This is a genomic window from Sulfuricurvum sp. (assembly GCF_028688295.1).
GTDB lineage: Bacteria > Campylobacterota > Campylobacteria > Campylobacterales > Sulfurimonadaceae > Sulfuricurvum.
Genome location: NZ_JAQTYM010000002.1, coordinates 22,553 through 35,428, shown reverse-complemented (window position 1 = coordinate 35,428; position 12,876 = coordinate 22,553). Strand labels below are relative to the sequence as shown.

Annotated in this window: 16 protein-coding genes; all 16 read left to right on the top strand. The window is 39.9% G+C overall.

Features of this window, described 5'->3' with window-relative positions:
* Window position 1 precedes the first annotated feature (1 nt).
* Window positions 2-517, top strand: a complete 516-nt coding sequence (locus tag PHR02_RS01110) for a F0F1 ATP synthase subunit B (RefSeq protein ID WP_299987706.1) — start codon at window positions 2-4, stop codon at window positions 515-517.
* Window positions 518-1,054 carry a F0F1 ATP synthase subunit delta gene (locus tag PHR02_RS01105; protein WP_299987704.1) on the top strand — a complete coding sequence of 179 codons (537 nt, stop codon included), beginning with the start codon at window positions 518-520 and terminating at the stop codon, window positions 1,052-1,054. It begins immediately after the preceding gene.
* A 20-nt stretch (window positions 1,055-1,074) separates the two neighbouring features.
* Window positions 1,075-2,592 carry a F0F1 ATP synthase subunit alpha gene (gene atpA, locus PHR02_RS01100; protein WP_299987701.1) on the top strand — a complete coding sequence of 506 codons (1,518 nt, stop codon included), beginning with the start codon at window positions 1,075-1,077 and terminating at the stop codon, window positions 2,590-2,592.
* A gap of 8 nt (window positions 2,593-2,600) precedes the next feature.
* Window positions 2,601-3,488 carry an ATP synthase F1 subunit gamma gene (atpG, locus tag PHR02_RS01095; RefSeq protein ID WP_299987698.1) on the top strand — a complete coding sequence of 296 codons (888 nt, stop codon included), beginning with the start codon at window positions 2,601-2,603 and terminating at the stop codon, window positions 3,486-3,488.
* 14 nt (window positions 3,489-3,502) lie between these two features.
* The gene (gene atpD, locus PHR02_RS01090; RefSeq protein WP_299987695.1) at window positions 3,503-4,903 is read left to right on the top strand and encodes a F0F1 ATP synthase subunit beta; all 1,401 of its coding nucleotides are present in this window, start codon (window positions 3,503-3,505) and stop codon (window positions 4,901-4,903) included.
* Between the two features lie 27 nt (window positions 4,904-4,930).
* Complete coding sequence (gene atpC / locus PHR02_RS01085; protein WP_299987692.1) at window positions 4,931-5,323, top strand: ATP synthase F1 subunit epsilon; 393 nt, start codon at window positions 4,931-4,933, stop codon at window positions 5,321-5,323.
* Between the two features lie 4 nt (window positions 5,324-5,327).
* Window positions 5,328-5,894, top strand: a complete 567-nt coding sequence (locus tag PHR02_RS01080) for a MotA/TolQ/ExbB proton channel family protein (RefSeq protein WP_299987689.1) — start codon at window positions 5,328-5,330, stop codon at window positions 5,892-5,894.
* The gene (locus PHR02_RS01075) at window positions 5,887-6,285 is read left to right on the top strand and encodes a biopolymer transporter ExbD (protein WP_366141158.1); all 399 of its coding nucleotides are present in this window, start codon (window positions 5,887-5,889) and stop codon (window positions 6,283-6,285) included. The genes PHR02_RS01080 and PHR02_RS01075 overlap by 8 nt, the downstream gene beginning before the upstream one ends.
* A gap of 40 nt (window positions 6,286-6,325) precedes the next feature.
* The gene (locus PHR02_RS01070; RefSeq protein ID WP_299987688.1) at window positions 6,326-7,072 is read left to right on the top strand and encodes a TonB C-terminal domain-containing protein; all 747 of its coding nucleotides are present in this window, start codon (window positions 6,326-6,328) and stop codon (window positions 7,070-7,072) included.
* A 4-nt stretch (window positions 7,073-7,076) separates the two neighbouring features.
* Window positions 7,077-8,324 (top strand): Tol-Pal system protein TolB, encoded by a 1,248-nt coding sequence (tolB, locus tag PHR02_RS01065; RefSeq protein WP_299987686.1) that lies wholly within the window; start codon window positions 7,077-7,079, stop codon window positions 8,322-8,324.
* A 56-nt stretch (window positions 8,325-8,380) separates the two neighbouring features.
* The gene (locus PHR02_RS01060) at window positions 8,381-8,941 is read left to right on the top strand and encodes an OmpA family protein (RefSeq protein WP_299987901.1); all 561 of its coding nucleotides are present in this window, start codon (window positions 8,381-8,383) and stop codon (window positions 8,939-8,941) included.
* Window positions 8,942-9,823 carry a tetratricopeptide repeat protein gene (locus tag PHR02_RS01055; protein WP_299987683.1) on the top strand — a complete coding sequence of 294 codons (882 nt, stop codon included), beginning with the start codon at window positions 8,942-8,944 and terminating at the stop codon, window positions 9,821-9,823.
* Between the two features lie 84 nt (window positions 9,824-9,907).
* Window positions 9,908-10,429, top strand: a complete 522-nt coding sequence (locus PHR02_RS01050; protein ID WP_299987680.1) for a peptidylprolyl isomerase — start codon at window positions 9,908-9,910, stop codon at window positions 10,427-10,429.
* Window positions 10,377-11,186, top strand: coding sequence for a Fis family transcriptional regulator (locus PHR02_RS01045; RefSeq protein ID WP_299987677.1), 810 nt, complete (start codon window positions 10,377-10,379; stop codon window positions 11,184-11,186). The genes PHR02_RS01050 and PHR02_RS01045 overlap by 53 nt, the downstream gene beginning before the upstream one ends.
* On the top strand, window positions 11,186-12,121 hold the full coding sequence (fabD, locus tag PHR02_RS01040) for an ACP S-malonyltransferase (protein WP_299987674.1): 936 nt from the start codon (window positions 11,186-11,188) through the stop codon (window positions 12,119-12,121). Before PHR02_RS01045 ends, fabD begins: the two co-directional genes overlap by 1 nt.
* Entirely contained in the window at window positions 12,118-12,876 is a 759-nt protein-coding gene (locus tag PHR02_RS01035) for a nitrilase-related carbon-nitrogen hydrolase (RefSeq protein WP_299987671.1), read from the top strand. The genes fabD and PHR02_RS01035 overlap by 4 nt, the downstream gene beginning before the upstream one ends.

Below are 12,876 nucleotides of genomic sequence, written 5' to 3'. Positions count from 1 at the left end.
AATGGGTAAAATAATCGTTACAGTATTACTGCTCAGTGCTTATCTCTTTGGATCAGATGCTAATGCAGAAGGCTCTACAGATATCGTTCAAAGAACGATTAACTTCCTGATTTTTGCCGGAATTTTGTTCTACATTTTGGCAGAACCGGTTAAAAACTATTTTAGCGGAAGAAGCGCCGGGATTGCAGAAGAACTTGAAAAAGTTCAAGAGCGTCTTAGTGAATCAAAACGTTTAAAAGAGTTGGCTGAGCAAAAAATTGATGAAGCGCTCCGTTTTGCAAGTGAATTAGCAGAGTCGAGTAAGAAGGAGAATAAAATTTTGTCTGACAAAATTTTACTTCAATGTGAACAAGACTTAGAGATTATTTCAAAGCAAAATAGTGCATTAATGGAACTTGATAAGCGAAAAATGGTTCGTGATGTGGTTTCTAAGGTGATGAATGACGTTATGGATAAAAGTAACGATGCATTGGGTAAAGAAGCAATGACCGATATCTTGAAAAAGAAGGTAGCATAAATGCAATATGAACTCATAGCAAAACGCTACATTAAACCTTTGATGCAAAGCTGTGATCAAACATCACTTGATAATTTAGCGGTACTTCTTACAAGTTTAGCTAAAGCTTACGAGAGTGAAAAGTTTAATCTTATAATGCATTCTAATGAAGTCAGCAGTGCTGAAAAATGTCAATTGGTACTTGATATAGTTTCCTCTGTGGGAAGTACAATAGTTAACAATCTTATTAAGCTGTTAGCAGAAAATGGACGTCTTTCATTGATACCTGCAATTGCTGATCAACTAACACGTGAAATTGGCCGTTCAAAACGGACCTTTAGCGGACGTATCTACAGCAACAGTGTTGTCGACCAAGCTTCGGTTGAGACGATTGCACGTGATTTGGGTACAAAAATGGGAGCAACAATAGCATTAAGTTACGTTGCTTCTGATTTTGATGGAGTCCGTGTTGAAGTTGATGATCTAAATGTTGAAATCAATTTTTCAAAAAACCGCCTCAATGCTCAAATGGTTGAGCACATTTTAAAAGCAATTTAACCCTCGGGAAAGGAGAAATAGTGGTAGCAAAAGTACAAGCAGACGAAATCAGTTCAATCATTAAAGAGCGAATTGAGAATTTCGAACTTAATGTAGATATTAATGAAACCGGAAAAATCGTCTCATACGGAGATGGAATCGCTCAAGTTTATGGCTTGAACAACGTTATGGCCGGAGAGATGGTAGAATTTGAAGACGGCTCACGCGGTCTGGTTATGAACCTTGAGGAGAGCAGCGTCGGTGTTGTTATTCTTGGCAAAGGTAAAGAGCTTCGTGAAGGAATGTCAGTAAAGCGTCTTGGACGTCTTTTACGTGTTCCTGTAGGTGATGCACTTCTTGGACGTGTTGTGAATGCTCTTGGAGAGCCGATCGACGGAAAAGGTCCTATCGAAACTACAGAAATTCGTTTCGTAGAAGAAAAAGCTCCTGGAATTATGGCACGTAAATCGGTTCATGAACCTATGGCAACCGGTATTAAAGCGATAGATGCCCTTGTTCCAATCGGGCGCGGACAACGTGAACTTATCATCGGTGACCGCCAAACCGGTAAAACTACCGTTGCTTTAGATACGATCATCAACCAAAAAGGTAACGGTGTTGTTTGTGTTTACGTTGCGATTGGTCAAAAAGAATCAACTGTAGCACAAGTTATCCGTCGTCTTGAAGAACACGGTGCCTTAGAATACACTATTATCGTTTCTGCTCCTGCTTCTGAAGCGGCAGCTCTCCAATTCCTTGCTCCCTATACCGGTGTAACGATGGGTGAATATTTCCGTGATAATGCACGTCATGGTTTGATCGTTTATGATGATCTCTCTAAACATGCGGTAGCATACCGTGAAATGTCATTGATTCTTCGCCGTCCTCCGGGTCGTGAAGCATATCCGGGTGACGTTTTCTATCTACACTCACGTCTTTTGGAGCGTGCAGCGAAATTGAATGATGAATTGGGTGCAGGTTCATTGACGGCACTTCCAATTATCGAAACTCAAGCGGGTGACGTTGCGGCGTATATTCCTACCAACGTTATTTCGATTACTGACGGTCAAATTTTCTTGGAAACTGATTTGTTCAACTCAGGTATTCGTCCTGCGATCAATGTCGGTCTTTCTGTATCACGTGTCGGTGGTGCGGCACAAATCAAAGCTACGAAACAAGTTGCGGGAACATTGCGTCTTGATTTGGCACAATACCGTGAGCTTCAAGCGTTTGCACAGTTTGCTTCTGATTTGGACGAAGTAAGCCGTAATCAACTTGAGCGTGGACAACGTATGGTTGAAGTGTTAAAGCAACCTCCATATTCTCCACTTGGTGCTGAAAAACAAGCATTGATTATTTTCGCGGGTAACGAAGGGTATCTTGATGATATTTCTGCAGATTCTGTTGTGAAATTCGAATCAGATTTATATCCGTTCGTAGAAGCATCGTATCCTCAAATTCTTGAAAACATCCGTAGCTCATCTAAAATTGATGATGAAACGATGGGAATGATGAAAAAAGCACTCGAAGAGTTTAAATCTACTTTCGTTGCTGAATAAGGATCTTTATGGCTAACTTGAAAGAGATTCAAAGACAGATCAAAAGTGTTTCGAACACGCAAAAAACTACACGTGCTATGAAGCTTGTCTCTACGGCAAAACTTCGCCGTGCGGAAGAGTTAGCGAAACGTTCACGTCTGTTTGCACAAAAAACGAATCAAGTGATAGCTGAAATCGCAGGGCGCATCAAATGCAATAAAGTAGGCGGGATTGAAAATCGCTGCTTTATCGAAAATGATGCTCCTGAAATGATCGATATTATTTTTGTTACTGCAGATAAAGGTCTCTGCGGTGGTTTCAACATGCAAACCATTAAAGCCGTTAAGCGCCTTATGAGTGAGTATAAAAATAAAAAAGTCAAAATTCGTCTTCGTGGCATCGGGAAAAAAGGGATCGAATTTTTTACTTACAATGAAGTAGAGATGCTTGATGTAGTAAAAAATTTGAGTTCTGCGCCTGATATGCAACGCTCATCCGAGTTTATGACACGATCGATCAATGATTTCAAAGAGGGTAAAATTGATGCTGTTTATATCGTTTATAATGGTTATAAAAACGTTATTACCCAAGAGTTGCATGTTAACCGAGTGTTGCCTGTAAATGTAGACACGTATGATTGTGAAGAAGCTAAAAATTCTATGTTAGAACTTGAAGCACAAGATGAAGAGAAAATGCTCGATTCATTGGTCACAAAATATGCTGAATACAACATGTACTATGCACTAATTGATTCTGTTGCGGCAGAACATAGTGCTCGTATGCAGGCAATGGATGCTGCAACCAACAATGCTAAAGAGATGGTTAACTCGTTGAAAGTCAAGTTTAACAAAGCAAGACAAGAAGCGATTACCACTGAACTTATCGAAATTATCAGCGGCGTCGAGTCGATGAAATAATTATGGAGGAAAGAATGATTGGTAAAATTGCTCAAGTAATTGGTCCGGTTGTTGACGTTGATTTTGAAGGGTATTTACCTGCTATCAATGACGCGATCGAAGTAAATGTAAGTGTAGAAGGGAATACGACTCGTCTTATTCTTGAAGTAGCATCTCACCTTGGAAACGGTCGTGTACGTACGATCGCTATGGATATGTCTGAAGGTCTTGTTCGTGGAATGGCTGCTCGCGCAACCGGCGCTCCGATCAAAGTACCTGTTGGGGAAAAAGTTCTTGGGCGTATTTTCAATGTAATCGGTGAAACGATTGATGGCGGAGATCAAGTAACTGATTGTGATACATGGTCTATTCACCGTGATCCTCCACCGTTGGTTGACCAAAGTACAAAAACTGAGATGTTTGAAACAGGTATCAAAGTTGTTGACCTTTTGGCTCCATACGCTAAAGGTGGTAAAGTTGGTCTATTCGGTGGTGCCGGTGTCGGTAAAACCGTTATCATCATGGAATTGATTCACAACGTTGCACACGGACATGACGGTCTTTCTGTTTTCGCCGGTGTCGGTGAGCGTACTCGTGAGGGGAATGACCTTTACCATGAGATGAAAGAATCAAGCGTTTTGGACAAAGTAGCACTGTGCTATGGTCAAATGTCTGAACCACCGGGAGCACGTAACCGTATCGCTCTTACCGGTCTTACTATGGCGGAATATTTCCGTGATGAGAAAGGGCTTGACGTATTGATGTTTATCGATAACATCTTCCGTTTTGCACAATCAGGTTCTGAGATGTCAGCTCTACTTGGACGTATCCCATCAGCCGTTGGTTACCAACCGACTTTGGCTCGTGAAATGGGTGCTCTCCAAGACCGTATTACGTCAACCAAAAAAGGTTCGATCACTTCGGTTCAAGCGGTATACGTACCTGCGGATGACTTGACTGACCCGGCTCCGGCTTCAGTATTTGCTCACCTTGATGCGACAACGGTTCTTAACCGTAAAATCGCTGAAAAAGGGATCTATCCTGCGGTTGACCCATTGGATTCAACATCACGTTTGCTTGATCCACAAATCATCGGTGAAGAGCATTACGGTGTTGCTCGCGGTGTTCAAAAAACACTTCAAAAATATAAAGATTTGCAAGATATTATTGCGATTCTTGGTATGGATGAGCTTTCAGAAGATGATAAATCGACTGTTGAGCGTGCACGTAAAATCGAGAAATTCCTTTCTCAACCGTTCTTCGTTGCGGAAGTATTCACCGGTTCTCCAGGAAAATACGTTTCACTTGAAAACACCATCAAAGGATTCAAAGGAATTCTTGAGGGTGAATTCGACCATTTGCCAGAAGGCGCGTTCTATATGGTCGGTGATATGAATGAGGCGATTGAAAAAGCTGCTAAAATGAAAAGCAAGTAATTGCTTCTCGCCTTATAAGGAAACACGATGGAAACACTCCAATTAGAAGTGCTCACCCCAAGCGGTCTGATATATAATGGACTAGCTAAAAGCGTCACCCTTCCAGGTGAAGAGGGAGAATTTGGTGTTCTCCCAGAACACGTCTCTTTGACTACTTTGCTTCAAGCAGGAGTAGTGGATATTCAACTAGAGAACGGAAAAACAGAATCAATCGTTGTAAATTGGGGCGTTGTCCAAATTACTCAAAACAAAGTTGTTGTTTTGGTTGATGGGGCAGTTGCTATCCGTGGAGAGAACGAAGGAGATATCGCTAAAGCACTAGATGAAGCGAAATCTTTGATCAGTAGTATTGCCGATTCTAATACAATGATCGCCTCTGTATCGGCACGTATCGAGTCTGCAGCGCACGGTTTAGTTTAAGTCAATGTTCCAAACATTTGCTGATTTTTACGATAAAAGCCATCCAGTAACACTTATTGTGTTATTGGTTCTTTCTCTTTATTTTATAGCCATTAACTGGATTTTTTTTTACCGCTTATTTTCTCTTAATCAATGGATTTCTACCGAAAATGGATCTCTTGAATCATTACTCTTGGGCTCACAAAAAATTCCTGAGTATGCTTATTTAAGCCATTTCACAAAATCTTCATCTCGTCTTTCGACCGCACTGTTTGATATGGCATCGTATGCTGCGACAAAAGAGGCTACTAAGGGGCTAATGTTTCTTTCAGTGGTTGCTTCAACTACCCCTTTTATTGGTTTGTTCGGTACTGTTGTATCAATATTAGACACTTTTGAGCATATTGGGCAATCTAGCGGAACAATGAACGTGATTGCGGCAGGTGTATCAGATGCGTTGGTAGCAACAGCTTCGGGTATTTTTGTTGCTATTTTTGCCTATACGTACCATCAAATTCTTAAGCGTAAAGCCTTTGAATTATCTGGTTTGATCCGTATGCAAGGTGATGCTCTCCTCTCTAAAGATGTCTAAGATGTTTGATTGGGATGAAAAACCGGAGCTTAATATTACACCCCTCGTGGATGTTATGTTAGTTTTACTGGCCATTTTAATGGTTATTTCTCCCAATATTGTTTACGAAGAACTCATTCGTCTCCCCAAAGGTTCAGCTCAAAAAGAGATTACAGAAAAAAAAGAGATAGAAATTTCTATTTCAGAAGAGCGAAAAATCAAAGTTGGTCAAGATCAATTTCAACTTGAAGCTTTTGCCGATAACTTTATCCGTTTGGCTCCTTCTTATCCAGCTGATTCTACGGTACGCATTAGTGCTGATGGACGTTTGAATTACAGTGAAGTTATGAATGTTTTAGCCGTCGTTAAAAAATCCGGCTTTCAAAATGTTTCTCTTGTCACTGCACAATAAACAAGCTATTTTCAAAGTTTTTAGTATGAGGACTTTGTAAATGGGTTCGAATCAAGAACGCTACTTTTTTTTAAGCGGGTTAATCTCTTTTACCCTTTTTATCACTTTAGTAGTTTTAGTGGGATATTCTATTGTTCTTACCCCAAAGATTGAACAATTTTCTATGATCCAAAGTGATGTCATAAATGTCTCTATAGCACTCACGGATGCAAAATCAACCGAACAAAATGAACCAGAATCGCTAACTTCACCTGCTGAGCCGGTAGTGGAAGAAAAACCAAAGGAGGTTGAAAAACCTGAGCCTCTCACTGAAATATCGGATCTTTTTGCACAAGTAAAACAGGATAAAATCCCAAAAAAAAAGATAGAAGATACAGCGCAACGTGATGAGCTGAATGCCTTGGAAAAAGAGGTATTAGAACGTCGTGATACTCCTCGCTTTTCAGATAAAGTGAATAAACTCGCCCTAGTAAAACCCGCTGTTAAAATGGTTTCGCAAGGGGGATCAACGGGCCCGCTCGTTAACGAATATCATGCTAAGATTCAAGCTCTTGTTCACACCTATTTTCGCCCTCCATCAGGAAGCGCAGGTGAAATTGCTCGTGTTCGAATGAGTATTAGTGCTTCTGGTAAACTTATTGCTTATCGGGTAATCAGTTATTCAGGAAACGGTTCTTTTAATAATGAAGTGGATTGGTTAAAAGATAGACTTAGTTCAATCCGTTTTCCAGAACATCCTGATGGAAAAGATGCGTTATTAGAATTTATTTTAACGGCTAAGGAGTAGTCATTTGAAAATCTTTGTTTTTTGGTTGAGTTTGATTCATATTTTGTGGGGTGCAGATGCAACCATAGAGGTGGTTAAAGGGGTCGCTGGATTATCACCTTTAGCTATTGAAGATTCATCGCCGCAAAGTACAGATATGTCTCAAAAATTCTCACAAATGTTAGCGGCAGATATGAATGTCGTTTCTCTTTTTAATGTTGATGATAGCTATGCTGTATCTGGATTCGATGCACCATCTCCGGTACACATACACAAAGATGCACGTTATCTTTTACGTTATCGTTTGATTGACGATGGCATGGGTGGCGTAAAAGCTGATGTCAAACTTCTCCAAGACGGTAATTCACTTTTTTTGAAAAGCTATGTATTAAAGCAAAAGGAAATGTTAGTTTTTCTATCTCACTCTATTGCGTACGATATTAATGCAAAACTTGGAGGCTCTCCGATAGATTGGATTAAGCGAAAAGTTTTATTTGTCCGTTTAACAAGTCCAAGACACTCTGAAATTGTCGCCTCTGACTATACTCTTTCGTATCAACGCGTCATTTTAAAAGGGGGAATGTATGGATTTGCAAAATGGGCTAACCGTGAGCAGAGTGATCTGTATTATACCTCTCTCACTGATTTTAAACCAACGATTTATAAAATGAGTTTAGCTACTGGAGCAAAAGAGAAAGTCATCAGTTCAGACGGGATGGCTGTGTGTTCTGATGTCAGTGAAGACACTAAACGTCTTTTGTTAACGTTAGCTCCAAATGGACAGCCTGATATCTATCAATACGACTTGAGTTCTAAGACAAAAACACGTGTCACAGATTATTCAGGGATTGATGTTAATGGTCAGTTTATGGGTGATGGATCAATTGCGTTTGTTTCAAATCGATTCGGCTACCCCAATGTTTTTTCGACTAGAATAGGGAGTAATGCCGTTTCACAACTTGTGTATCAAGGTAAAAATAATTCTACACTCAGTTCGTATAAGAATTTTTTGGTGTACAAAGCACGTGAAAGCACTGCGGGATATGGTGGAAATGCTTTTAATTTACATTTACTCTCTTTAAACTCAGGAAATGTCAAGAGATTAACGGCAAGTGGTGAGAATGATTATCCACGATTTTCACCAGATGGAGAAGCAATTTTGTACATTAAGCAAGAAGGCTCACGCAGTTCTATCGGTTTGATCCGTTTTAGTATCAATAAAAGCTTTGCTTTTCCTCTCAAAATAGGGAGAATTCAATCAATCGATTGGTAATGTTAATGGTTTTTGCGGTAACATTACGGTATCAAAATCATGAGGTGACGACAATGATGAAAAATATAGCTTTTTTAAGCGCAACAGTAGCGATGCTCATTTTGAGCGGATGTAGTACAAAAGAACCGGCAATCGATGCAACAGCGTCAAATAGTGGAAGTTCAGTAGGTACAAGTACAAATAACAATGCCATGTCATCAACAGGTACCGATTCTAATGCAGTAATCGCTCCCATTACAAATGCAAGTGCGAATGATGCATCCTCAGGAGCTTCTACCGGTGTAAATGGATCTGATGCCCAATTGGTTAGTATTTTATTTGATTATGACAAATTCGATATTCGTGAAGACATGCAAGATTCAATGACTAAAAATGCCCTTTTAGTTAAAGGAAAAATGATCAAACTCGAGGGAAATTGTGACGAATTCGGTAGTGATGAGTACAATTTCGCCCTTGGATTGAAACGTGCGAATGCCGTTAAATCTACTTTGGTAAATAATGGTGCAAATGCAGACTCGATCGCTATGGTCAGTTTAGGTGAAAGCAATCCTGTTTGTTTAGAAAAAACACAAGAGTGCTGGGCTAAAAACCGTCGCGTAGACTTTAAACTTCCATAAATGCGTTCGTTAGTAACCCTCTCCTTCTTACTTTCATTTATTGCCTCAGCCTCGGAGCCTTCGGTCTTCGGTGCGGGTGATTTGAACAGTCCTAACCCTTACGGTCTTACTCATGAAGAGAAACTTATTTTAGAGAATAAAAAAGAGCTCCAGAGTGTTATTCATAAAAACAATGTCCAAAATGCTAAAGTTGAAAGCGTGACAGAACGTTTAGATGGTATGCAAGGGATTATTGAGGGATTGGGTCAGCGATCAAATGAACAAACGTTAGTGCTTCAAAAACTTCAAGAAACTATGAATAATGATTCTAATAATACTTCTGTTTTAGATGATTTAAGTAAGCAAGTGAATGCTAATACTGAAAACATTGCGCAGTTTAAAACTCTTCTAGAAGAGCTCTCTTTCGTTGTTGATGGTATCAACAGTAATTACGTAACGAAAGAGCAGTTCGCAGCACTAGTTAAACAGCTTAAAATAAGTCTCCCAAACAACGAGAAACCTGTATCTACTGAAAAAATGGATAATACAGCTATTGAAAAAGAGGCTAATAAACTGTTTTCACAAAAAAAATACAGTGATGCGGAGAACTTTTTCCAAAAAATGGTCCAAAAAAAGTTTAAAGTATCTGAAGCACTATTTATGATCGGTGAGACACACTTTGAACGTAAAAGTTATAAAGAGGCTGTTGCTTATTATAAAGACAGCGCTTCACGTAATGAAAAAGGTGGATACATGCCTACTCTTTTACTCCATTCAGGTATATCAATGGAAAAAATAGGTGATGTTGCTACTGCAAAATCTTTTTACCAAGCAACTATTTCTAAATTCTTAGGTAGCGGAGCTGCCAAAGAAGCACAAGAACAATTAGCTAAGTTAAAATAAGAAGTGTTGTTCTAAGTGAGCGTTTTCAGCATCACTATAGGTAAATGTGCTAAAATCGCACCATCTAAAGTTAAGGCACTAAAAATGGCAATCGAAAACAATCAAATCGTATCCATTGAATACGAAGTACGTGATGGCGGAAACGTCGTAGATAGCAATGTAGGCGGACATCCGTTAACGTTTATGTTTGGAAAAGGTCAAATTATTCCTGGTCTTGAAGCAGGGATTGCTCACATGAATATGGGAGATAAAGGGGACGTTCTTGTAAAAGCGGCGGATGCGTATGGTGATTACAATGAAGGCGCTCAGCAAGAACTTCCACGTGAACAATTTGCTGGAATTGATTTGAATGTCGGTATGACATTGTATGGCCAAGGTGAAGATGGCGGAACCGTTCAAGTTATGGTCAAAGAGATTCAAGACGATTTGGTAATTATTGATTTTAATCATCCACTTGCTGGAAAAGATTTGATGTTTACGGTTACTATTAGTAATGTACGTGATGCATCTGCTGAGGAAGCGATGACTGGAATTGCTGCTGAGAATAAAGTGGATGATAGTGGATGTTGTGGAAGTGGCGGTAATCACGGCTGTGGATGTCACTAATTTTTTAACAGCTTCATCCTCTTCGGTTGAAGCGTTTAAAACCGCTAATTTACTCAAAGGTTTAGGGGTAAATGCTATTATATTTGGGGAGCGTGGAACAGGTAAACTTACCCTCGCTCGCTATATCCTTCCTCACGCACCTATCATTGATGCTAGTCATTTCGATGAACTTTTAGATGCGCTTGAATCTCATAATGAAGTTATTATTCACAGACTCGATAATGTAGCCAATCTTAAGCGTCTTATTGAGACTATTCAAAAAACACGCACACGTGTAATTGCGACAGGCGGTTTTCGTTATTCACCAGATCAATTGGATGAGATTTTTACCATTCGTCTTGCATTACCCTCATTGAATGAACGTCATGAGGACGTTGCGGTACTTGTTGATGCTTTTGTCAAAGAAGCGAGTCATACTTTAGGGAAATCTGAGCCATTTGATTTGAACGGGTTTGTCCCTGATTTAAGTGAAAATGCTATTTCATTGCGTCGTCAGGTTTATTTACATTATCTCTTAGACAGTATCAATGAGCATGATTTGATGGAAATTATGGAACATTATCTGGAAAATAAAATGGGTAGTAATAATGATTACAGAGTCTTTTTGCATCTGTATGAAGTACCCCTTATTCGAGCAGGTATGAAACGTTTTAAATCACAGTTACAACTCTCAGAGCGCTTGGGGTTAAACCGTAATACTTTACGTAAAAAAATAGCAGATCATGCAGAATACAATTTAGAAATCAAGGAGTCTTAATGTCCAAAAAAATTGCAATGATTTTCCCAGGGCAAGGATCACAAACTATCGGTATGGGGAAATCATTTTATGATAATTCTCCTTTGGCACGTGAGATGTTTGAGAAAGCAGGGGAACGTATTGGGGTTGATTTTACAAAACTTTTGTTTGAAGAAAATGATCAACTTGATAAAACTGAATATACACAACCGGCCATTTTATTGATATCGATGATTGCGTATAAGCTCTTTCAAGAGGCTTGTCCGACAACGGCTGTGATGTTCTTGGGGCATTCGTTAGGTGAATTCAGCGCTTTGTGTGCATCGGGTGCTATTGATTATGTGGATGCAGTTGAACTCGTTCATAAACGCGGGAAACTTATGAGCGAGGCGTGTGAGAGCATTAATGCGGGAATGATGGCGATTTTAGGATTAGATGATTCGGTTGTTGAAGATCTTTGTACTAAGGCGAATACGGAGGGAAAACGTGTTTGGCCGGCTAACTATAACCAAGCAGGTCAGTTGGTAGTTGCTGGAATCAAAGAAGACCTTCAAGAGATGGAGAGTGTATTTAAAGAAGCAGGTGCAAAGCGGGCATTGCTTTTAAATATGTCGATTGCAAGTCACTGCCCACTCCTGAGCACAGCGATGGACCCATTGGGTGAAGCGATGGAAGCGGTGGTAAGTGGTAGTTTTAATGCACCTATCGTATCCAACGCTTCATTACAGCGGTATGCTACTAAAGAAGAAGCGATTAAATGGTTAAAAGTGCAGTTGATTCAGCCGGTTAAATACAAACAATCGATTGAAGCGATCCGAAGCGAGATCGATATGATGATTGAATTTGGAAACGGTGCGGTTCTCAAAGGGTTGAATAAACGTAATGCCCCTGATGTTGAAACCTTAGGGATATCAGATATGGAATCACTTGCTAAGGTATGTGAAGCTCTCTCATGAAGGTTGCTCTGATCCAATCCTCGCCGAAGCTTAACCGCTCTAATTTGGGTGACGTATTGGCTTTAGTTGAGGCGAATGCTCACGCTGATGTTGTCATTTTCCCTGAACTGGCACTCAGCGGGTATCTTCTTCAAGATAAACTTTATGAAGATGCTTGGAAGATTGAGGAGTTATTTCCTCTTGCCGAGGCAAGTGTCACGTGCGATATCGCTATTGGTGCTGCATTGTGGGATGAGGGAAAGGTGTATAACAGTGCGTTGTATTTTTCTCAAGGAAAATTACACCATATTCATCACAAAAATCACCTTCCTACGTACGGTATGTTTGAAGAGGGGCGTTATTTTGTTGCCGGAGAATCGATAGAATCGTTTGCAACCCCCTATGGAAATGCCATTATGGTTATTTGTGAGGATTTATGGCGTGCCGAAACGATAAGTGCGATTGCAGCAAGTGATGCTGAAATTGTCTATGTTCTCTCCGCTTCACCTGCACGGGGATTCGAAGAGGATTCCTTGGAGATTGAATCGCAATGGGATGCCCTTTTAAAAGCAACGGCATTGTTGAGTCACAATTATGTTGTTTTTGTTAATCGAGTAGGGTTTGAAGACGGTCTTGGGTTTTGGGGAGGAAGTCGGGTCATTACTCCGATGGGAAACACAGAATATTTACTCGGACTTTTTGAATGTGAAGAAAAAGTATGTTCACTCGATGGACGTTTAAAAAAATTGGGTCGATATTTAGTTAAACAGCAATAA

Bases quoted from the DNA above. Each gene is read 5' to 3' on its own strand.
- PHR02_RS01075 (WP_366141158.1), top strand. From the start codon at position 5,887: ATGTCTAAGATGTTTGATTGGGATGAAAAACCGGAGCTTAATATTACA.
- atpD (WP_299987695.1), top strand. From the start codon at position 3,503: ATGATTGGTAAAATTGCTCAAGTAATTGGTCCGGTTGTTGACGTTGAT.
- PHR02_RS01055 (WP_299987683.1), top strand. From the start codon at position 8,942: ATGCGTTCGTTAGTAACCCTCTCCTTCTTACTTTCATTTATTGCCTCA.
- PHR02_RS01105 (WP_299987704.1), top strand. From the start codon at position 518: ATGCAATATGAACTCATAGCAAAACGCTACATTAAACCTTTGATGCAA.
- PHR02_RS01050 (WP_299987680.1), top strand. From the start codon at position 9,908: ATGGCAATCGAAAACAATCAAATCGTATCCATTGAATACGAAGTACGT.
- fabD (WP_299987674.1), top strand. From the start codon at position 11,186: ATGTCCAAAAAAATTGCAATGATTTTCCCAGGGCAAGGATCACAAACT.
- atpG (WP_299987698.1), top strand. From the start codon at position 2,601: ATGGCTAACTTGAAAGAGATTCAAAGACAGATCAAAAGTGTTTCGAAC.
- PHR02_RS01080 (WP_299987689.1), top strand. From the start codon at position 5,328: ATGTTCCAAACATTTGCTGATTTTTACGATAAAAGCCATCCAGTAACA.
- PHR02_RS01035 (WP_299987671.1), top strand. From the start codon at position 12,118: ATGAAGGTTGCTCTGATCCAATCCTCGCCGAAGCTTAACCGCTCTAAT.
- PHR02_RS01070 (WP_299987688.1), top strand. From the start codon at position 6,326: ATGGGTTCGAATCAAGAACGCTACTTTTTTTTAAGCGGGTTAATCTCT.
- PHR02_RS01110 (WP_299987706.1), top strand. From the start codon at position 2: ATGGGTAAAATAATCGTTACAGTATTACTGCTCAGTGCTTATCTCTTT.
- atpC (WP_299987692.1), top strand. From the start codon at position 4,931: ATGGAAACACTCCAATTAGAAGTGCTCACCCCAAGCGGTCTGATATAT.
- PHR02_RS01060 (WP_299987901.1), top strand. From the start codon at position 8,381: ATGAAAAATATAGCTTTTTTAAGCGCAACAGTAGCGATGCTCATTTTG.
- PHR02_RS01045 (WP_299987677.1), top strand. From the start codon at position 10,377: ATGATAGTGGATGTTGTGGAAGTGGCGGTAATCACGGCTGTGGATGTC.